At 71.9% G+C, this 20,781-nt stretch carries 17 protein-coding genes and 1 tRNA gene; 15 read left to right on the top strand and 3 right to left on the bottom strand.

Annotated elements, in window-relative coordinates:
* Window positions 1–44: 44 nt before the first annotated feature.
* Window positions 45–257 carry a hypothetical protein gene (locus ACFHWT_RS28735; RefSeq protein ID WP_278173348.1) on the bottom strand — a complete coding sequence of 71 codons (213 nt, stop codon included), beginning with the start codon at window positions 255–257 and terminating at the stop codon, window positions 45–47.
* Between the two features lie 100 nt (window positions 258–357).
* Entirely contained in the window at window positions 358–2,787 is a 2,430-nt protein-coding gene (locus tag ACFHWT_RS28730; protein ID WP_416597808.1) for a DEAD/DEAH box helicase, read from the bottom strand.
* A gap of 234 nt (window positions 2,788–3,021) precedes the next feature.
* Here ACFHWT_RS28730 and ACFHWT_RS28725 point away from each other — a divergent pair, with 234 nt between their 5' ends.
* From ACFHWT_RS28725 to ACFHWT_RS28665, 13 genes are all read left to right on the top strand, one after another.
* A complete protein-coding gene (locus ACFHWT_RS28725) occupies window positions 3,022–3,393 on the top strand; it encodes an STAS domain-containing protein (RefSeq protein ID WP_123604332.1) in 372 nt (123 codons plus the stop codon).
* Window positions 3,390–3,827, top strand: coding sequence for an ATP-binding protein (locus ACFHWT_RS28720; RefSeq protein ID WP_416597797.1), 438 nt, complete (start codon window positions 3,390–3,392; stop codon window positions 3,825–3,827). The genes ACFHWT_RS28725 and ACFHWT_RS28720 overlap by 4 nt, the downstream gene beginning before the upstream one ends.
* A 261-nt stretch (window positions 3,828–4,088) precedes the next feature.
* Window positions 4,089–6,482 carry a sodium-translocating pyrophosphatase gene (locus tag ACFHWT_RS28715; RefSeq protein ID WP_416597796.1) on the top strand — a complete coding sequence of 798 codons (2,394 nt, stop codon included), beginning with the start codon at window positions 4,089–4,091 and terminating at the stop codon, window positions 6,480–6,482.
* A gap of 178 nt (window positions 6,483–6,660) precedes the next feature.
* Window positions 6,661–7,206 carry a hypothetical protein gene (locus ACFHWT_RS28710; RefSeq protein ID WP_123604329.1) on the top strand — a complete coding sequence of 182 codons (546 nt, stop codon included), beginning with the start codon at window positions 6,661–6,663 and terminating at the stop codon, window positions 7,204–7,206.
* Window positions 7,197–7,877, top strand: coding sequence for a hypothetical protein (locus ACFHWT_RS28705; RefSeq protein WP_416597795.1), 681 nt, complete (start codon window positions 7,197–7,199; stop codon window positions 7,875–7,877). The genes ACFHWT_RS28710 and ACFHWT_RS28705 overlap by 10 nt, the downstream gene beginning before the upstream one ends.
* 407 nt (window positions 7,878–8,284) lie before the next feature.
* Window positions 8,285–11,221, top strand: coding sequence for a type I DNA topoisomerase (gene topA, locus ACFHWT_RS28700; RefSeq protein ID WP_416597794.1), 2,937 nt, complete (start codon window positions 8,285–8,287; stop codon window positions 11,219–11,221).
* A 202-nt stretch (window positions 11,222–11,423) separates the two neighbouring features.
* A complete protein-coding gene (locus ACFHWT_RS28695) occupies window positions 11,424–12,128 on the top strand; it encodes a TetR family transcriptional regulator (RefSeq protein ID WP_416597793.1) in 705 nt (234 codons plus the stop codon).
* A gap of 202 nt (window positions 12,129–12,330) precedes the next feature.
* The gene (gene tmk / locus ACFHWT_RS28690; RefSeq protein ID WP_416597807.1) at window positions 12,331–14,409 is read left to right on the top strand and encodes a dTMP kinase; all 2,079 of its coding nucleotides are present in this window, start codon (window positions 12,331–12,333) and stop codon (window positions 14,407–14,409) included.
* On the top strand, window positions 14,406–15,644 hold the full coding sequence (locus ACFHWT_RS28685; RefSeq protein ID WP_416597792.1) for a DNA polymerase III subunit delta': 1,239 nt from the start codon (window positions 14,406–14,408) through the stop codon (window positions 15,642–15,644). Before tmk ends, ACFHWT_RS28685 begins: the two co-directional genes overlap by 4 nt.
* A 96-nt stretch (window positions 15,645–15,740) precedes the next feature.
* Window positions 15,741–16,067, top strand: a complete 327-nt coding sequence (locus ACFHWT_RS28680; RefSeq protein ID WP_416597806.1) for a YbaB/EbfC family nucleoid-associated protein — start codon at window positions 15,741–15,743, stop codon at window positions 16,065–16,067.
* Window position 16,068: 1 nt separating this feature from the next.
* Window positions 16,069–16,404: a hypothetical protein gene (locus ACFHWT_RS28675; protein WP_416597791.1), complete on the top strand. Its 336-nt coding sequence runs from the start codon at window positions 16,069–16,071 to the stop codon at window positions 16,402–16,404.
* Window positions 16,404–17,126, top strand: a complete 723-nt coding sequence (locus ACFHWT_RS28670; RefSeq protein ID WP_416597790.1) for a hypothetical protein — start codon at window positions 16,404–16,406, stop codon at window positions 17,124–17,126. The genes ACFHWT_RS28675 and ACFHWT_RS28670 overlap by 1 nt, the downstream gene beginning before the upstream one ends.
* 253 nt (window positions 17,127–17,379) lie before the next feature.
* The gene (locus ACFHWT_RS28665) at window positions 17,380–18,213 is read left to right on the top strand and encodes a PSP1 domain-containing protein (RefSeq protein ID WP_416597789.1); all 834 of its coding nucleotides are present in this window, start codon (window positions 17,380–17,382) and stop codon (window positions 18,211–18,213) included.
* A 26-nt stretch (window positions 18,214–18,239) separates the two neighbouring features.
* On the opposite strand, the gene ACFHWT_RS28660 is transcribed toward ACFHWT_RS28665, so the two are convergent.
* Entirely contained in the window at window positions 18,240–20,021 is a 1,782-nt protein-coding gene (locus tag ACFHWT_RS28660) for a metallophosphoesterase (protein WP_416597788.1), read from the bottom strand.
* 123 nt (window positions 20,022–20,144) lie between these two features.
* Between ACFHWT_RS28660 and ACFHWT_RS28655 the strand changes: the two genes are divergently transcribed.
* Window positions 20,145–20,217: transfer RNA gene (locus tag ACFHWT_RS28655), tRNA-Thr, on the top strand.
* 197 nt (window positions 20,218–20,414) lie between these two features.
* On the top strand, window positions 20,415–20,781 hold a 367-nt coding region (locus tag ACFHWT_RS28650), incomplete at its 3' end, for a hypothetical protein (protein WP_416597787.1).

Here is a 20,781-nt window from a genome sequence, read left to right as displayed (position 1 = left end):
GGGCCGACCCCTGGGAGGGCGCCGACGCGCGGGCCGTTCCCGGGTCAGCGCGGCGGGCCGTCGGCGGTGGTGGCGTGCATGGCCCAGCGGGAAATCACCTGGTGGATGTTGTAAAGCCGCTGCTGGATCAGTTCGAGGCGTTCGGCCTGGGCCAGGGCCGCGTACGCCTGGGCCAGGGCGATCTGCTGGTCGACGGTGAGGTTCTGCGGGTCGATCGAGTAGAGCAGTTCGACGGTGTCGGCCACGGTGTCGGCCACGGCGTTCTCCTCCGGTGGCGTGGTGGAAGCGCTCCCACGTCTAATCTATCCAGATCAGGGGAAATTCATGCCAGTAGATCGCACAGGGTCCGGTGCCGGATCAGTCAGCGCTTTCCGGCAGGCTGGCCAGCACCACGTCGAGCACCCGGACCGCGTCGGCCTTGCCCAGCGGGTTGTTGCCGTTGCCGCACTTCGGCGACTGCACGCAGGACGGGCAGCCGGTCTCGCAGCCACAACCGGCGATCAGATCGCGGGTGGCCCCCAACCAGGTCCGGGCCGCCTGGTAGGCGCGTTCGGCGAACCCGGCTCCCCCGGGGTGGCCGTCGTAGACGAACACCGTCGGCGCCTCGGTGTCGGCGTGCGCGGCGGTGGACAGTCCGCCGATGTCCCACCGGTCGCAGGTGGCGATCAGCGGCAGCAGGCCGATCGCGGCGTGTTCGGCGGCATGCAGTGCGCCGGGCACGTCCGCCGGCTCGACCCCGGCGGCGGCGAGCGCGGCCGGCGACACGGTGAACCACACGGCGACGGTGCGCAACTGTCGGGTCGGCAGGCCAAGCGGTCGGGTGTCCAGCACCTCACCCGACCCGATCCGGCGCCGCTGGTAGGAGACGACCTGGCTGGTCACGTCGACGTCGCCGACGAACAGGCCGACCGGGCCGGCGTCACGGTACTCGCGTACCGCCGCCACCGACAGCGAGGTGACCTCCCGGGCGTGGGTGGACCAGTCCGGCTCCTCGGCGTGCACCAGCGCGCACGCCCCGTCCAGATCGAGGTCGTCCACCACGTACGACACGCCCTGGTGCAGGTAGACCGCGCCCGGATGGATCAGGAAGTGCGACGAGCCGGGGTCGACCGTGCCGAGCAGCCGACCGGTCGAGGTCTCCACGACGTCGACCGGGGTGCCGCCCTCGCCCCGCAGGTCGACCTCGGGCCGGCCGGCGGCGGTCCAGTACCAGCCGGTGGGGCGTCGGCGCAGCAGCCCGGCGGCGACCAGTTCGTCCAGCGTCTGCTTGACCGACGCGCCACCGAACAGTTCGATGTCGGCCGAGGTCAGCGCGCCCTCGGCGGCAGCGCAGCACAGTTGCGGCCCGAGCAGGTACGGATTGGTCGGGTCGAGCACCGTGGCCTCCACCGGCCGGCCGAAGACCGCCTCCGGATGGTGCACCAGGTAGGTGTCGAGCGGGTCGTCCCGGGCGATCAGCACCGCCAACGCCTCGCGCCCGGCGCGCCCAGCTCGGCCGGCCTGCTGCCACAGCGACGCCCGGGTGCCGGGGTACCCGCAGATCAGCACGGCGTCCAGGCCGACCAGGTCCACCCCGAGTTCGAGTGCGTTCGTCGAGGCCAGCCCGAGCAGTTCGCCGGAGGTGAGCGCGCGCTCCAACGCCCGTCGCTCCTCGGCCAGGAACCCGGCCCGGTACGCCGCCACCCGGTCGCCGAGCCCGGGAGCCACCTCGTCGAGCGCCCGGCGCGCGCTGCTGGCCACCACCTCCGCCCCGCGCCGGGACCGGACGAACGCGAGCGTGCGCACCCCGGCGGCGACCGCGTCGGCGAGCAGGTCGGCGCTTTCCCGCAGTGCCGACCGCCGTACCGGGGTGAGATCGTCGGTGTCGGCGCGGGCACCGGGCAGCAGCGGCGGCTCCCACAGCGCGAAGGTCACCGCCCCGCGCGGAGCGCTGTCCTCGGTTACCGGCTCCACCGGCAGCCCGGTCAGCTGGCTGCCCGCCCGCGCCGGTTCTCCCGAGGTCGCCGAGGCCAGGATGAACACCGGCGTGCCGGGCGCGCTGGTGGGTCGGGTGCCGGGGGCCGTGGCGCCTCGGGCGCCAGGCGCGGTGGTGGGCCGGACCCGCTGGTACCGCTCGGTCTGGCGGCGCAGTCGACGCAGTACGTGGGCCACGTGCGAGCCGAACACGCCCCGGTAGCTGTGGCACTCGTCGACGATGACGTAGGTCAGCCGGCGGAGGAAGTTCGACCAGGCCCCGTGCCGGGGCAGGATGCCTCGATGCAGCATGTCAGGATTCGTCAGCACAAAACGGGCGTGCTGCCGGATCCAGGCCCGCTCCGGCTGCGGGGTGTCACCGTCGTAGCAGGCTGGCCGTACCCCGTCGAGTCCCAGATCGGCGACGGCGCGCAACTGGTCGGCGGCGAGTGCCTTCGTCGGCGCCAGGTACAGCACGGTGGCCCGAGGGTCGGCCAGCAAACTCGCCAACGCCGGCAGCAGATACGCCAGCGACTTGCCCGAGCCGGTGCCGGTGGCGATGATGACGTGCCGGCCGGAGTAGGCCAACTCGGCCGCGTACGCCTGGTGCCGCCAGGGCTGCCGGACCCCGCGTGCGGTCAACACGTCCCGCAGGTCGGCGGGTACCCAGTCGGGCCACGGCGCGGTGACACCGGGCCGCACCGGCAACCGCTCGACATGGGTGACCGCAGCCGGGTATGGAGCCGGGTCCGGCCCAGTGGCAGGCCGAGCCGGCGAGGTCGGTCGCCCGGGTGCTGCCTGGTGCGTCGACGTGGCGCCGGTCTGGCGCGGCAGTTCGCCGGCCGCGCCCCACCGACGCAGCAACCCCGCCGGGTCCGAACCCGGTCCGGGCGTTACGGTGGCGGGTGAGGTCACGTCTGCACTCTCGCACCGGAGTGCCGACGTCGGCATCCCGGGGTAGGTCTGCGGGATGCGGGGAGATCATCGACCGGGTGGAGTCGCGCGGCGCAACCGCGCCGCGCGGTGGTTAGATGCCATAGGCGTGCATCGCAGCCGAGGAGGGGACCGATGGAGCTGTCGCTGTCGACTCGCACCGTTGGCGAGTACACGGTGCTGGAGGTCGGCGGCGAAGTGGACGTCTATACCGCTCCCCGGCTGCGGGAGCGGTTGATCGAGCTGATCGACGCCGGCAACCACAAGATCGTCGTTGATCTCCACCGGGTCGACTTCCTCGACTCCACCGGGCTCGGCGTGCTGGTCGGCGCGCTGAAGCGGCTCCGCCCGGCCGGCGGCACCTTTGGGCTGGTCTGCGACAAGGAGTCCCTGCTGAAGATCTTCCGGATCACCGCGCTGGACCAGGTCTTCCCGATCTTCCCGACCGTGCAGGCCGCCACCGGTGGGGAACCGGATGGCTCAGCTGGCGCAGCGCCGACGGCGTGATGGCCACCGTCCGCCTCTCGTTCTCCCCGGCACCGGTGCACGTGCGCACCGCCCGCCTGGTCGGCGTCGCCGTCGCCCGCCGGGCCGGAGTGGCCGAGGAGCTGCTCGACGAGGTCCGGCTGGCGATCGGCGAAGCCTGCACCCGGGCCGTCGCCCTGCACCGCCAGTACGGGCTGGCCGACCTGGTCCAGGTGGAGATGTCCGATGAGGAGACCTACACCGTACGGGTCATCGACCGGGCCCCGATCGAAGCCGGACTCGGCCTGAGCGCCCTGCCGCCCGACGAACTGGCCGACGAGTCGTTGACCGACGAAGCCCTGACGGTCGGTGTCGGGTTCGCCCTGCTGGCCGGTTTCGTGGAAGACCTCCAGGTGCGGCCGGTCGACGAAGGGGCCGGAACCGAGGTGCGGATGGTCTGGCCGGTCGGCCGGTGAGACCCCCGCCGGTCCGGCCCGCCAGCTGAAGATCAACCTCCGTCGTCACAACTGTCCGTTCCGCCTGCAGGAATGATCCACAACTCGGTGGGTGGACGGTGTGACCTGCCTTACCGAGTCCGGCTAGAGTACGCGGGTTATCACCAACTGTCCTGGCCCCACAAACCTGTGGGTGCCAGCAGACCTCGTTGCTCCCCGCGTGGAGTCGCCCCGCCGGTTCGTCCACCGACCGGGGCGAGCGTTCGGTACAGGAGGACACTGATGTCCGGGACCACCTTGGCCGCCGAAGGCGGCGGGCTGTCCCTTACCGGCACACACCTGACGTACGTCGTCATCGCCGCGGTCATCGCGCTGGTGGCGCTGGGTTTCGCCGCCGCCCTGGTACGGGCGGTGCTGGCGACCGGTAAGGGCACCACGAACATGCAGGAGATCGCCGGCGCCGTGCAGGAAGGCGCGTCGGCGTACCTGTTCCGCCAGTTCAAAACCCTCGGCGTGTTCGTCGTACTCGCCGTCGTACTGCTCTTCCTGCTGCCTGTGCACGAGACACAGGGCAGCGAGACGATGGTGAAGGTCGGTCGATCCGTCTTCTTCGTGGTGGGCGCGGTGTTCAGCGCGTTCATCGGCGGCGCCGGGATGGCGCTGGCCACCCGGGCGAACCTGCGGGTCGCCGCGGCCGCCGGCACCGGCGCCGGTGGTCGGGAGAACGCGATGAAGATCGCCTTCCGGACCGGCGGCGTGGTCGGCTTCCTCACGGTGGGTCTCGGCCTGTTCGGCGCGGCCCTGGTGGTCGTCCTCTACCGGGTCGACGCGCCGACCGTGCTGGAGGGCTTCGGCTTCGGTGCGGCCCTGCTGGCCATGTTCATGCGGGTCGGTGGCGGCATCTTCACCAAGGCCGCCGACGTCGGCGCCGACCTGGTCGGCAAGGTCGAGCAGGGCATCCCGGAGGACGACGCCCGTAACCCGGCCACCATCGCCGACAACGTGGGCGACAACGTCGGTGACTGCGCCGGCATGGCCGCCGACCTGTTCGAGTCGTACGCGGTGACCCTGGTCGCCGCGCTGATCCTGGGCCGGGCCGCGTTCGGCGAGGAAGGCTTGGTCTTCCCGCTGATCGTCTCCACCATCGGTGCGGTGATCGCGCTGTTCGGCGTACTGATCACCCGACTGCGCCCGTCGGACCGCAACGGCATGGTGGCGATCAACCGGGCGTTCTTCACGTCGGCGGTGCTGGCCGCCGTGCTGGTCGCCGTCGCCGCCTTCTTCTACCTGCCGAGCAGCTGGACGGAGCTGCTCGGCGACGACTGGCGTACGCAGCTCGGCGTCGACGACGGTGCCGACCTGCCGCTGTCCCCGGCCGGCCTGGCCATCGGCGCGGTGCTCATCGGCATCGTGCTGGCCGCCGCGATCCAGTTGCTCACCGGCTACTTCACCGAGGTGCACCGCCGCCCGGTGCAGGACATCGGCAAGAGCTCGCAGACCGGCCCGGCCACCGTCATCCTGGCCGGCGTCAGCGTCGGTCTGGAGTCGGCGGTCTACTCTGCGCTGCTGGTCGGCGCGGGAGTGTTCGGGGCGTACCTGCTCGGTGGCGGCTCCATCACCCTGTCGCTGTTCGCCGTGGCGCTGGCCGGTACCGGCCTGCTCACCACGGTCGGCGTGATCGTGGCGATGGACACCTTCGGCCCGATCTCCGACAACGCGCAGGGCATCGCCGAGATGTCCGGTGACATCGACGAGGCCGGTGCCCGTACCCTCACCGAGCTGGACGCGGTCGGCAACACCACCAAGGCGATCACCAAGGGCATCGCGATCGCCACCGCCGTGCTCGCCGCGACGGCGCTGTTCGGCTCCTACACCGACACGGTCAGCATCGCGCTGAACGACGCCGGGATCGACGACGTGCCGGGCTACCTGGCCGACTCGCTCAACGTCGCGAACCCGGGCAACCTGGTCGGTCTGATCATCGGTGCCGCGGTGGTCTTCCTCTTCTCCGGGCTGGCCATCAACGCGGTGTCCCGCTCGGCCGGCGCCGTCGTGCTGGAGGTCCGCCGCCAGTTCCGGGAGCACCCCGGGATCATGGAACGGACCGAACGGCCGGAGTACGGCAAGGTGGTCGACATCTGCACCCGCGACGCCCAGCGGGAGCTGCTCACCCCGGGTCTGCTGGCGGTGCTGGCACCGATCGCGGTCGGTTTCGGCCTCGGCGCCGGTGCGCTCGCCGCGTACCTGGCCGGCGCGATCGGCACCGGGGTGCTGATGGCGGTCTTCCTGGCCAACTCCGGCGGTGCCTGGGACAACGCCAAGAAGCTGGTGGAGGACGGCGCGCACGGCGGCAAGGGCTCCGAGGCGCACGCCGCCACGGTCATCGGCGACACCGTCGGCGACCCGTTCAAGGACACCGCCGGCCCGGCGATCAACCCGCTGCTCAAGGTGATGAACCTGGTGGCGCTGCTGATCGCCCCTGCGGTGATCATGTGGGGCGTGGGCACCGACCAGAACGATCCGCTGCGCATCGCCGTCGCGGTGCTGGCGACCCTGGTCGTGGTGGCCGCGGTGGTGTTCACCAAGCGCAAGCCGATGGCGATGGGGGAGGAGATCGGCGGCGGTCCGGCCGGTGGCGGCAGCACCGGGTCCGAATCGGAGCGCGTGAGCGTCTGACCGTCCTCCGTTAGAACCGTCCTCCGTATAGACCGGTCGCCCGGCTGGACCGGTCTCCGTTCGACCGACCGGTGGCTCCGCCCGATCCTTGTGGACCGGGTGGAGCCACCGGCTTCGACGTACCGCCGACCGGCGGCGGGCCGTACGGCTGTCGTCGTCGGTGCGTACGCTGCACAGCATGGGAGCGCGCCGCGTGGTGTCCACTGCCCGGATCGCAGTGGTGCTCACTGCCGTGGCGTTGACGCTGTCGGGCTGCGGCGGAGGGCCCAGCCCGGTCGTCTGGGCGGCCGAGGTGTGCACCGCGCTGCGCCCGTGGCGGGCCGAGATCAGCAATCTGACCAGCAGCACCCAGCAGCAGATGACCGCGCAGACGACCCCGGCGCAGGCGCAGGAGAACCTGGTCCGACTGCTGTCCGGCGCGGCCGCCGCGACTGAGACCGCCCGGGTCCGGGTGGTGGAGGCCGGGGTACCCGACGCGGACCAGGGTGAGCAGGTGGCCACCGGGTTCGCCGACTCGCTCGGGGCGGTGCGCGACGCGTACGGCAAGGCCGAGGAGGGCATCGCCGGGCTGGACGCCACCGGACCGGCGGACAGCTTCTACGACGGGGTCGAGGCGGTGCTCGCCACCCTCACCGACGACTACCAGCGCAGTGCGCTGGACACCAGCTCACTGGATTCCGCGGAGCTCAATCGGGCCTTCGACGAGGTCCCGGAGTGTCGCTGACGCCGCCGACCGATCCTTTCGCCGGTGCCCCGACGGCCCGGCAGTTGTCGCTGTTCGGCGTGGCGGCGGCGGATCCGACGCCGGGTGACCTGGCGGGTCTGCTCGCCGGTCCGGGTCGGATCAGCCGAATGGGCGGCACGGTACGGGTGTCGGTGGACGTCGAGCCGGCCTGGCGGGTGCACGTGCTGGTGGCCGAGTTCCGTCGGCGCGGACTGGCGCCGAGTTGGCGTCAGCTGCCGGACGGCCGGCTGACGGTGCGGACGGCGTACACGGCGGTGCTGGCCCGGCTCGGCGCGGCCTGGCTGCATCCGCCGACATCGGACCAACCAGAGGTCGACCCGCCGGCGGCCGGTCCGGTGCGTAGCGAGGACGACCGGCTGGTCAAGCGGCCGCCGACCGGTTTCCACCTGGCCGGTCAGCGGCTGCGGCTGTGGGCGGCGGCGGCCGGCGCCAGGGATCCGCTCGGCTACCGGTTGCGGCTGGAAGAGTCGGACGCGGACAACTGGCCCCAGGTGGGTGCCGCGCTCGCCGCGATCGGGCTGCCGGCGGTGCTGCTCGATGCCCGGTCCGGCGGTCCGGCGTACCGGATCGTGGGCCGACGCCGGCTGACCAGACTGGCCGAGCTGCTCGGTGACCGGCCCGCCGCTGCCCCCGAGGACGGCTGGGCGTGACCCCGAGACCCCGTTCGACCAGGTCCGACCCGGGGTCCGGCTGCTGTCCGACCCGGTCCGATCGCTGTCCGATCGCTGACAGAACAGCCGGGACATCGACCGACGCCACCGGCTGCTGCGGTGCGGTGCGCCACGTCACGCCGGTCGGTGGGTGTACCGTGTCGCCGTTGGTGCGGTAGGAACGAGCTGGGTCGGCATCGGGTGGGCTGCTGACCGGCTGCGGTGAACCAACCGGACGACCGACGCAAATCGGGCCGAAGGCTTGGGTGCGTGTGCTCCACCGGCCCCGGGTTCGCGTTACGTTGGACATCGTGACCGTCGCCCGCCCGCTTGTCGTGGCGGGCGCCGGTCGATCTGGGCCGCCGCCTGTCGCCGGGCGGTCCGAGTGGGTCGAGGTCAGGAGAGACGTGCCGAGCAACACCTCAACCAGCCGTCTGGTCATCGTCGAATCGCCGGCGAAGGCCAAGACGATCTCGGGCTACCTGGGCCCGGGGTACGTCGTCGAGGCGAGCCTCGGGCATGTCCGGGACCTGCCGCGCAACGCCGCCGACGTGCCGGCCCGCTACAAGAAGGAGCCGTGGGCCCGGCTCGGCGTCGACGTCGACAACGGCTTCGCCGCACTGTACGTCGTCTCGGCCGACCGTAAGCAGCAGATCGCCAAGCTGACCAAGCTGGCCAAGGAGGTCGACGAGGTCCTGCTCGCCACGGACGAGGACCGCGAGGGCGAAGCGATCGCCTGGCACCTGGTGGAGACCCTCAAGCCCAAGGTGCCGGTGCGCCGGATGGTTTTCCACGAGATCACCCGGGCCGCCATCCGGGCCGCGGTGGCCAACCCGCGGGAAATCGACCGCAACCTGGTCGACGCCCAGGAGGCGCGGCGGATCCTGGACCGGCTGTACGGCTACGAGGTCTCGCCGGTGCTGTGGAAGAAGGTGATGCCCCGGCTGTCCGCCGGCCGGGTGCAGTCGGTGGCCACCCGGATCGTGGTGGAGCGCGAGCGGCAGCGGATGGCGTTCCGTACCGCCGAGTACTGGGACATCCAGGCTACCCTGGCAGTGACCGGCCAGCCGGCGGCCGACGCCGACGGACCCCGCTCGTTCACCGCCAACCTGATCGCGCTCGGCGGCGACCGGATCGCCACCGGCAAGGACTTCGAGCCGACCACCGGACGGGTCCGCCCGGAGGCGTCGGTGGTGCACCTGGACGGCGACGGGGCGCGGGGCCTGGCGGCCCGGCTCGACGGTCGGCCGTTCACCGTCACCCGGGTCGAGGAGAAGCCGTACCGCCGTCGGCCGTACGCCCCGTTCATCACCTCCACGCTGCAGCAGGAAGCGGCCCGCAAGCTGCGGTTCTCGTCGCAGCAGACGATGCGCACCGCGCAGCGGCTGTACGAGAACGGCTACATCACCTACATGCGGACCGACTCGGTCAACCTGTCGGAGACCGCGATCGCCGCCGCCCGCAGCCAGGTCGCCGAGCTGTACGGCGACCGTTTCGTCCCACCGGAGCCCCGCCGTTACACCGGCAAGGTCAAGAACGCCCAGGAGGCGCACGAGGCCATCCGCCCCGCTGGTGACCACTTCCGTACCCCCGGGGAGCTGGCCAACGAGCTGTCCGCCGAGGAGTTCAAGCTCTACGAGCTGATCTGGCGGCGGACCATCGCCTCCCAGATGACCGACGCGGTGGGTTCCAGCATTTCGGTGCGGATCCGGGCCGTCTCCACCGCCGGCGAGGAGTGCGATTTCGGTGCGACCGGCAAGACGATCACCGACCCGGGCTTTCTGCGCGCCTACGTCGAGTCCTCCGACGACGAGTCGGCCGAGGCGGAGGACGCCGAGCGCCGGCTGCCGAACCTGACCAGGGACCAGCCGCTGACCGCGCAGGAGTTGGCAGCGGTCGGGCACAGCACCCAGCCGCCGGCTCGCTACACGGAGGCTTCCCTGGTCAAGGCGTTGGAGGAGTTGGGCATCGGGCGCCCGTCCACCTACGCGTCGATCATGCAGACGATCCAGGACCGGGGGTACGTGGCCAAGCGCGGCCAGGCGCTCATCCCGTCGTTCCTGGCCTTCGCGGTGATCGGGCTGCTGGAGCGGCACTATCCACGACTGGTCGACTACAACTTCACCGCCAGCATGGAGAACGAGCTGGACGAGATCGCGTCCGGCGATCATCAGGCGGTGGACTTCCTCACCTCGTTCTACTTCGGTAGCGACACCGCCGGGGACGAGTTGGTCGCCCGGTCCGGCGGTCTGAAGCGGCTGGTCACCGAGAAGCTCGCCGAGATCGACGCCCGTAGCGTCAACTCGATCCCGCTCGGCGTCGACGACGAGGGCCGTGAGGTCGTCGTCCGGGTCGGCCGCTACGGCCCGTACCTGCAGCGGTTTCTGCCGGAAACGGAGGGTGCCGGCCACGCGGCGGCCGGGTCGAACGGTGGTGGCTCAGCGGCCGCACCCACGGCGGGCGCGGCCGGCGGTGCCGAGCCGGCGGCGGGCGGCGGTGACGAGGCGGAGGGCGCGGCAGCCGGAGCCGGTGGGGACCGCGTCTCGCTGCCGGAGGGGATCGCGCCGGACGAGTTGACCCCGGAGAAGATCAACGAGCTGTTCCTCGGCGGTGGTGGCGAGCGCAAGCTCGGCGAACATCCGGAGACCGGCGAACCGATCGTGCTCAAGTCCGGCCGGTTCGGCCCGTACGTCGCCAGTGGTGAGCGCCGCTCCTCGTTGCTGCGGTCCCAGTCACCGGAGACGCTGAGCATCGCCGAGGCGTTGCGGCTGCTGTCGCTGCCCCGGGTGGTCGGGGTGGCACCGGACGGCGTCGAGGTGCTCGCCGCCGCAGGTCGGTACGGCCCGTACGTCAAGAAGGGCGACGAGTTCCGATCCCTGGAGTCCGAGGAGCAGTTGTTCACCGTCTCGCTGGACGAGGCGCTGGCGTTGCTCGCCGCGCCGAAGACCCGGCAGCGGCGGGCCGCCGCGCCACCGTTGCGGGAGATGGGCGCGGATCCGCTCACCGAGCGCCCGCTGGTGATCAAGGATGGCCGGTTCGGCCCGTACGTCACCGATGGCGAGAGCAACGCCTCGCTGCGGCGCGGCCAGACGCCCGAGTCGTTGACGATCGAGCAGGCGTCGGAGATGTTGGCCGAGAAGCGGGCGAAGGGTCCGGCACCGCGCAAGAAGGCGGCGAAGAAAGCGCCGGCGAAGAAGACCGCCGCCAAGACCGCTGGCGCGAAGAAGACCGCGGCCAAGGCGACCACCGCCAAGGCGACCGGTGCGAAGAAGACCGCGGCCAAGAAAGCAGCGCCGAAGAAAGCCGCCGCCAGCCGGGCCGCCGACCAGTCCGACGACTCCTGACTGCACTCCTGGCCGGTAGTGGCCCGCCGCCGGCCAGATTGCCATGAATGATCTTCGTAAATGATCTTCATGGTCAGGATGATGTGGGACAGGTGAACACCGATATCCGTTTCGCTCGTTAATCCGAGTAACGTTTTTGATCTCACTGCTGCCGACGGTGGTTCCGACGCGCGGGGGATCTTTCTCGGAAGGAGTGGGACGAGTGTCGACACCAGCCGTCACCAGTGGCCCGCTGCGGCGGGTGCCGGTCCAGGGGCGCAGTCTCGCCCGGGTCCAGCGCATGCTCGACGCGTGCGCCGAGATCGTGGACGAGGTTGGCTACGAGGGTCTGACGACGACCCTGCTCGCCGAACGAGCCGAGGTGGCCATCGGCTCCGTCTATCAGTTCTTCCCGGACAAGCGGGCGATCGTGCAGGCGCTGACGTTGCGCAACATCGACGCGTACGTGCAGCGGCTCAACGAACGGTTCACCGGCGGAGAGTTCGACCACTGGTGGGACGGCGTCGCCGCCGGCATCGACGAGTACATCTGCATGCACCGTACGGTGCCCGGATTCCGCACCCTGCACTTCGGCGACGTGGTCGACGTACGGCTGCTGGACGAGAGCCGGGACAACAACGCGGTGATCGCCAGTGAGTTGTCCAAGGTCCTGGTGGGTCGGTTCGGCATCCCGGACGAACCCCGGCTGCGGTTCGCGCTGCAGATCGCGGTGGAGGCCGCCGACGCGCTGATCAAACTGGCGTTCCGGCGCACCGCAGAGGGCGACGACAGCGTACTGCGCGAAGCGAAGGCACTGATCCGCGAATACCTGCACCGCCACGTCGACCCCGCCGCGACCGGCCGCGACCGCGACGGTGCCGGTGGCCGTGCCCGCGACGGTGCCCGCGACCGTGACCGACCGGGGTGAGCGCCGGGATTAGAGTGTCACCGGGGCCCCGCCGCCGGGCCGACGGGGAGGAACGGTCATCGACGACAACGCCAGCAGCCAGCAGCGCGATGGTGCGTCCGACACGCCACCGGCCGACCAGACTGCCGCCCCGGTCGATCTGTCCGGTCTGCCAGCGCTGCGTTCGGTGCTGCGCATCCGTCCGTTCCGGCGGCTGTGGATCGTGCTCGGGGTCGCCTCGTTCAGCGACTGGCTGGGCCTGCTCGCCACCTCGATCTTCGCGGCCGGGCAGGTTTCCGGCGGGGCGGCGCAGGGCGCGGCGTTCGGCGGTGTCATCGCCGTACGGCTGCTGCCGGCGTTGGTCCTCGGCCCGGTCGCCGGGGTGCTCGCCGACCGGTTCGACCGCCGCTACACGATGGTCATCTGCGACCTGCTTCGGTTCGTGCTGTTCGCCTCCATCCCGCTGCTGCCGATGTTCGGCGCGAGCGGCGCGCTCACGGTCGCCTGGGCGGCGATCGCGATCTTCCTGATCGAAACGATCACGTTGATCTGGATCCCGGCGAAGGAGGCGGCGGTCCCCAATCTGATCCCCAAGGCCCGGCTGGAGATCGCCAACCAGCTCACCCTGATCGCCACGTACGGGCTCACCCCGGTGCTCGCCGCGATCAGCCTGGCCGTCCTCGACGCCGCCGTCCGGGCGGCGACGGTGACCGATCTGCCATCCTGGGCGGAACCGGCGCAGCTGGCGCTGTTCTTCAACGCCGCCTCCCGGCTGGCCACCGCGATCGTGGTCTTCTACGGCATCAAGGAGATCAGCGGGCGGGCCGTCGCCGCCGGGCACGCCGATCAGAGCCTGATCCGGCAGTTCGCCGAGGGATGGCGGTTCATCGGCCAGACCCCGCTGGTCCGCGGCCTGGTGTTGGGCATCTTCGGCGCGTTCGCCGGCGGTGGCATCGTGATCGGCACCGCGAAGTTCTTCACCGCCTCGCTGAGCGCCGGTGACGCCGCGTTCTACCTGCTCTTCGCGGCACTCTTCGTCGGTCTGGGCGCCGGGATCGGGCTGGGCCCGACGGTGGTGCGTGACCTGTCCCGGCGGCGCTGGTTCGGGCTGAGCATCGTGCTGGCCAGCGGCTCGGTGCTGATCCTTGCCCTGTCCATCCACCTGTCCATGGCCATCCTTGGCGCGGTGCTGGTCGGCGCGGCGGCTGGGATGGCCTTCCTGGCCGGGATCACCCTGCTCGGCGGGGAGATCGCCGATGATGTCCGGGGCCGGGTCTTCGCCGTGGTGCAGACTGGCACCCGGGTGGTGCTGATGCTGGCCATCTCGGTCAGCAGCGTACTGGTCGGCGTGGGCGGCTCCCGCCAGCTGCAGATCGCCAACCTGGGCGTGTCGTTCTCCTCGACCCGGTTGCTGCTGTTGCTCGCCGGGGTGTTCGGCATCTTCGCCGGGCTCAGCGCCTTCCGCCAGATGGATGACAAACCGGGCGTTCCGGTCCTGGCCGACCTGTGGGGATCGATCCGGGGACGGCCGTTGACGTCGGCGGAACCGTTCCCCGCCAACGGGGTCTTCGTCGTCTTCGAGGGCGGCGAGGGAGCCGGCAAGTCGACCCAGGTGACGGCGCTGGCACAGGCGCTGCGCGAGCGCGGCCGGGAAGTGGTGGTGACCCGCGAACCGGGGGCCAGCGGCCTCGGCGAGAAGATCCGCGGGCTGGTGCTCGACGGCGGGCCGGACGCGCCGTCGCCCCGCGCGGAGGCCCTGCTGTACGCCGCCGACCGGGCCCACCACGTGGCGACGGTGGTCCGGCCGGCGCTGGCCCGGGGCGCGGTGGTGATCAGCGACCGCTACGTCGACTCGTCGCTGGCGTACCAGGGTGCCGGGCGGACCCTGCCGGTCGACGAGGTCTCCTGGCTCTCCTCCTGGGCCACCGGTGGCCTCAAACCCGACCTGGTGGTCCTGCTGGACATCGAGCCCCGGGCCGGCCTGGACCGGGCGCAGCGGCGCGGGGCCGGCGCCGATCGGCTGGAGAGCGAGTCGCTGGCGTTCCACGAGCGGGTCCGGTACGCGTTCCTGGACCTGGCCGCCGCCGACCCGAAACGCTACCTGGTGCTGGACGCCACCCGGGGCGTCGACGAGGTACGCGGCGCGGTGCTCGACCGGGTCGAGGTGTTGACCGGCCGGGCCGACCCGGCGGCACCCGTCGACGCCGCCGACCCGAAAGCCGACGCCGAGCCGAAAGCCGACGCCGAGCCGAAAGCCGACGCCGAGCCGAAAGCCGACGCCGAAGCAGGGCGACCGACATGACGACCGCGACGGACATGGCGACCGCGACCGGGCCCGCCGACGTCTTCGCCGACCTGGTCGGCCAGGACGAGGCGGTGCAGACCCTGCGCCGGGCCGCTACGGCGGCCGGCGAACTGCTCGCCGCCGGTGACGGCGACCCGCCGCCGTCGGCCGGGGCGATGACCCACGCCTGGATCTTCACCGGGCCACCCGGCTCCGGGCGGTCGGTGGCCGCCCGCGCGCTGGCCGCCGCACTGCAGTGCCTGCACGGACAGGGCTGCGGCCGGTGCGCCGGCTGCCACACCACCAGGGCCGGCACGCACGCCGACGTCCGGTTCGTCGTGCCGGACGGCCTGTCGATCAGCGTCGGCGAGATGCGCGCGCTGGTGCTGCGGGCGGCCAGCGCCCCGTCGGCCGGACGCTGGCAGGTGCTGGTGATCGAGGACGCCGACCGGCTCACCGAGGCGGCCGGCAACGCGCTGCTCAAGGCGATCGAGGAACCGCCGCCCAGGACGGTGTTCCTGCTCTGCACGCCGTCCACCCATCCGGATGACATCTCGGTGACGATCCGGTCCCGCTGCCGGGTGGTCAGCCTGCGGCAGCCGCCGGCCGAGGCGGTCGCCCAGGTGCTGGCCGAGCGGGACGGCGTACCGGCGGAGACCGCCATCTGGGCGGCAGCGGCCGCGCAGGGGCACGTCGGGCGGGCCCGCCGGCTGGCCCAGGACCAGCAGGCACGGGAGCGCCGGGACGCCGTCCTGGCGGTGCCGCGCCTGCTGACCACGGTCGGGGCCTGCTTCGACGCCGCGTCGTCATTGATCGCCGCCGCCGAGGCGGAGGCCGAGGCGGCGGTCGCCGAGATCGACGCGGCGGAGCGTACGGCGCTGCAGACCGCGCTGGGCGCCGGCGGTACCGGGCGCGGTGCCGCCAGCGCGGCCCGGGGGACCGCCGGGCAGATCAAGGAGCTGGAACGGCGGCAGAAGTCCCGGGCCACCCGGGCGCAGCGGGACGCGTTGGACCGGGCGCTGGTCGATCTGGCCGGCTTCTATCGGGACGTCCTGGTTTCCGTGCTGCGGGCCCCGGTGGCCCCGGTGCACACCGACATCGCTGGGCTCACCGGCGCGGCTGCCGAAAAGTGGACAGCGGAGTCGGCGCTGCGCCGGCTGGAAGCGGTGCTGAGCTGCCGAGAAGCGATCACCGGCAACGTCAAGCCACGGATCGCCGTCGAAGCGATGATGCTCAGCCTCTGGCGCGGTTAGGTCGCTGCCGGTACGGTTCGGTGCCGTAGTGCAGCCCCATCCGTACGTAGGGTGCAGACCGGTCTGTTCCCGCTTGCCGACGATGGTGAGGATCCCGTGGTACGGCAGATCGACGAGGCGTGGATCGAGGACGCGGTCGAGCGGTACCGCCAGATCGAGGCCCGACAGGTCGAGTTCGACAAGGCGGTGCACACCGTCGAGGTGACGGTGCGCTCACCGGACGGGTCGGTCGAGATCGTGGTGAACGCCGCCGGCACCGTGACCGACGTGCGGATCCTCGGTCCACTGCACACCCGGAGCAACACCGAACTGGCCGGCGCGGTGCGCACCACGGTGGCGGCGGCAGCCGACGCCGCCCGCTGGGCGCGCGAGAAACTGTGGGCCGAGACGTTCGGCGCCCACCCGTCGCTGCGGGAGGTCTGACATGGACGCCACCGCGCAGCTGATCGCCGCCGAGCTGGCCCGCTGCGCCGACCAACTGGCCGGCACCGCGCGCCAGCTGACCGTGCTGCGCGACGACGCGGACCGTGGGCTGGGCGGCGACGCCGACAGTGGGCCGCAGGCGGCGGCCGGCCGGTTGGGCGCGCTCACCGCAGCGCTGGGCCGGCAGTGGCGGGACACCTTGGCGCAGCGGGCGGCCGAAGCGGACGAGGCTGGCCGGCGACTCGCCGACACCGCAGCCGGATTGCGATCCGTGGTCGGCGCGTACCGCGACGTCGACGTGACAGCCCGCCGCCGGCAGTCGACGGAGGGCAGCTGATGGACGTGTTGGACCGGGTCGCCGGGCCTGCCCGGGAGCTGCTGGCCCGGGTGGACACGCTGCTCGTCGGCAACGGCGCGCCGCCGGGGCATCCGATCTGGCCGCTGCTGCGCCAGGTGCGGGCGTTGCCCGGCGACGCGGTGGCCGCGTTCGTCGTGGTGCGCCCGGAGCCGCTGGCCGCCGCCGGCGCCGCGATCCGCCCGCAACTGGACGGGTACGCCGAAGCGGTCGACGTGCTGTCCGGCCGGCTCGACTGGTCCGGCCCGGCGGCACAGGCGTACGACGCGGCACGCCGTACCCTCGCCACCCGGCTGACCGGCGGCGGTGGCGGAACCGACCCGGACAGCCTGGCCGGGCGGTTGGCGGCCACCGCCGGGTACGCCGAGGCGGTCGCCGACTGGGCGGCGCTGAGCCGGGCCGGCCTGGCCGCCGTGCTGGCCGAGGCACTGGGCTCGGCCGAGGCGGTCGCCGTACGGACCGCCGTCGACGCCGAACCCGGATGGTCCGCGTTCCCGCAGTTCGGGCCGTCGGGGCCGGGCGCCGTCGGGGCCGCCGCCACGATCGCGGCGGCGGTGCTGACCACCATCCTGGAGATCACCGAGCGGGGCGAGGAGCTGCTGGACCGCTGGCGGCCCCGGCTGGCTCCGGCTGGCGGGTACCAACCGGTCGACGTCGCCAGCCCCGGTGCCGGATCCGACGGGACGATCCGGCTGCGCTACTGACCCGGCTGCGCTACCGACCTGGAAAAGGCAACGGCGCCGCGCTCAGGAGCACGGCTTTTTGCCTGTTGCTCCGGCTGCGATGCCGTGGCCTTTCCCTGCACCCCCCGCAGGCTCTGGATACCGAAGGGAACGCGGCCGACCCGGCCAGGTTGCGGGTCGCCCGGCACATTCACCCGTTCAGCTGACCCCGTCCGGCGGATCGGCTGCCGCCGGCTGCCTTCTCGATGCCGGGAGGTCGACGTAGGGTAGGGCCATGGGGATGCTCTGCGCGGTCAGCTTCAACCGGTACGGGCGCCTCTTCTACCTCGACCCCGGTGATCTGCGGCCGGCGGTCGGCGACAAGGTGCTGGTGCCCACCGACGACGGCACCGAGGTCGCCGAGTGCGTCTGGGCCCCGCAGTGGGTCGACGATCCCACCGACGGCTTTCCCCGGCTGGCCGGGCTGGCCACCGAGCAGGACCTGCACCGTGACGAGGTGCAACGCAAACGCAAGGCGGAGGCGAAGGTCGCGGCGAAGCGGCTGATCCGCGAGCATGGCCTGCCGATGAAGGTGGTCGCCGTCGACCACGTGCTGGAGCCGGGGTCGCTGAGCAGCGCCCGGGCCACCATCTACTTCACCGCGCCGCACCGGGTCGACTTCCGGTCGCTGGTGCGTGACCTCGGGGCGACCCTGCACTGCCGGGTGGAGCTGCGGCAGCTGTCGGCCCGGGACTCGGCCCGGGTGCAGGGCGGGATCGGCTCCTGCGGCCGGGACCTGTGCTGCGCCACCTTCCTCACCGACTTCGAGCCGGTGACCATCCGGATGGCCAAGGACCAGGACCTGCCGCTCAACCCACTGCGGATCTCCGGGGCCTGCGGCCGGCTGATGTGCTGCCTCAAGTACGAACATCCGCTGTACGCGGACAGCGGCAGCTATCCCACGTCGGGTCAGCGGGTCGAGACCCCGGACGGGCCGGCCAAGGTGGTGTCGCGGCATCCGCCGAGCGAGTCGGTCACCGTACGGCAGATTTCCGACGGGGCGGTGAAACGCTGCGCCCTGGCCGATGTCTGCGGTCCGCGCCGGGCCCACGACCAGGCGTACGGCTGACTTCGCGGGTCACCGGATTTCGCGGCTCAGCGGATGGTGATCGGCTCCTCTGCGAGTCGGGTGGAGAGTGGCTGCTCCGGCACGATCCACGGGGCGTGTACGGGGGCCTGCGGGTCGGCCCGCCAGCGCTGGCACACCCGGTCGACGGCCACAGGGTAGAGGGTCAGCGACCCGTCGGCGGCGATCCGCATCCGGATGAAGCACTTCGAGTCCTCGATGCCCTGCCCGGCGAACAGCTCGTTGAGGTTGACGTCGAACGCGCCGGCCAGCACCAGGTAGCCGGCGGTCAGCTGGCTGGCGACCAGCCCGGCGACCGGACCGTAGACGACTGCGGCGGCGACCACCGGCAACGGCCATGGCCAGTCGACGAACGGCAGCTCCAGCCAGATCAGCGCACCGACCCAGGCCAGCGCGATGTGCGCGACACCGTGGCCGAGCCCGAGTAGCCAGTGCCGGGAATGTCGGGCCCCGCTGGCGCTCGGCGGCTTGGCGAAGACCACCGACGCGGCGAGGGTGAGCACCACCATCGCGACCAGCGGGATGCTGAACAGCCGCTGGTTGTCGGGGTCGGCCCAGGAGACGATGACCCCGGCGACGGCCAGCATCAGCAGCGTCTGCAGGGTGCCGAGCAGGGTGGCGAAGCCTGGGTTGCGGCGCGGCAGCCGGTGGAAGATCCCCCATCTGTAGCGGCGGGACCGGGCCGCTTCCGGGTAGCGGCCAGCCAACTCGTAGTGGCGTTGCGGGCTCGCGTTGCGGGCGATGGTGTCGACCGGCGGTACGGTGATCCGCTCGGGCAGCTTGTGTGTCGCCGACAGATAGGCGCCGCCACCCCCGCAGGTGATCAGCTGCCGGTCCGGGTCGGCGTAGCGGGCGTAGTGGTGCTGGTCGCCGGAGATCATCAGCGGCACCCGGGCACCGGTCGGTTCGATCACCGTACGCAGGAAGTAGTCGACCGCGTCGTAGGCCTGCGGGTCGCCGACCGCCTTGACCCAGGTCGGTTCCGGCACGGCCAGGATCACCCGGTCGCCCGGCTTGAGCTGTTTGGCCGCCTTCTCGAAGTAGATCAACTGCGGGTCGTCCAGGTACGCGCCGAACTGCTCGTCGATGGCGAACAGCCACCAGCCGTTCGGCAGCCGGGTGGCGAAGTACGACCGTTTCTGCTCGGTGCGCCAGCCGCCGATGGTGGCGTCGCGCCGGCGGGCGAACAGCCGCAGGAACGCGGTGAGCCCGTCGTACCAGTCGTGGTTGCCGGGGATGGCGTACAGCGTGGGGCGCGGCTGCCCGGCCGGCGGCCTCGGAAAGGCCGCCTGGTACGGCCCCTTGCTCCGGTCCTCGTACGCCTCACCGCTGGCCGCCGGGTACACCTGGTCGCCACCCATCACCAGCAGATCGCCGCGGCGCAGCCGGCCGGCGCCGTCGACGTCCAGCTCCGGCTGCGCCAGCAGGTACGCCAGCGAGTAGGTGGCCGGGAAGCCGTCACCCAGGTCGGCCACGTAGTCGATCCACAGCTCCCCGTCGACGGCGTTGTGGCGGTGCACGTCGTCGGGGAGCGCGCCCTGCAGTTCCCGCTTGTCGAGGTACGCGCCGAACAGCATCGCCAGCAGGGTGCGCAGCCCGGTGCTGAGCAGCAGCATCGGGGCCAGCCAGGGCACCGGGGGCCGAGGGGTGAAGCCGAGCTCCCTCGGGTCCAGCGACCGGGGCCGGTGATGCTCGGCGGCGGGTGGGGCCGGATCGACCGGCCCGGGGCCGGCTGAGTCGGGGCCGGCCGGGTCGGCGGCTGGGGCTGGCGTGCTCGGTTCGTCCGTCACACGTCCGGAGCCTACTGTCGGTCATCGACGCCTGTCACCCGTGACCGGCCCCTCGGCCGCCCCTGTCGGTACGCCGGCCGGCCGGCGTGATCTCCGCCCGGTGCCGTACACTGGTTGATCGTTGCCGCCTTAGCTCAGTCGGCAGAGCGACGCACTCGTAATGCGTAGGTCGACGGTTCGATTCCGTCAGGCGGCTCAGGGTAGGCCCCTGAACAGCAGTTTGCTGGTCAGGGGCCGATGACTATCGCTGCGGTTGAATCGCCACCCGCCACCCGCAAACGCTTGTCGGCGATCAGGTCCGGTCCACCGCGCTTGACATGGCGTCGATGCGCCAGTTCGATAATGGCTATCGATTGAAGTCGATAACTGGTCGGTGTCGTTGGAGGGACAGCCGTGCGTACCTCATCCCGCTGGCGCGGCGGTGCCGCCGCGCTGACCAGCGTCGCGCTCGTCGCCGTCATCCTGCTCGGCGCTTCCCCCGCCGCCGCGCGGTACGGCGGACCGGCCGGCCCGACGACCCCGACCGCGCTGTGGGCCAGCACCAACGGCGTCGCGATCAGCCTGACCTGGCAGCAACCGCCGACCGGGCCACGGGTCCACTCCTTCCGGGTGTACGAGGGCGGAGAGGTGGTCGCCCGCACCAGCACCACGTCGGCGACGATGAACGTGCCCTTCGGGTCGTCGCACGTGTACACCGTCACCGCCGTCGACCGGCACGGGCGGGAGTCGGCGCCGACCGACCCGGTGACCGGCCGCTCCT

Origin of the sequence: Micromonospora sp. LOL_021 (genome assembly GCF_048060215.1) — a bacterium.
Taxonomy (GTDB): domain Bacteria; phylum Actinomycetota; class Actinomycetes; order Mycobacteriales; family Micromonosporaceae; genus Micromonospora_E.
Note: the sequence above shows the minus strand (reverse complement) of the source record. Positions and strands in the feature narration are given on the sequence as shown.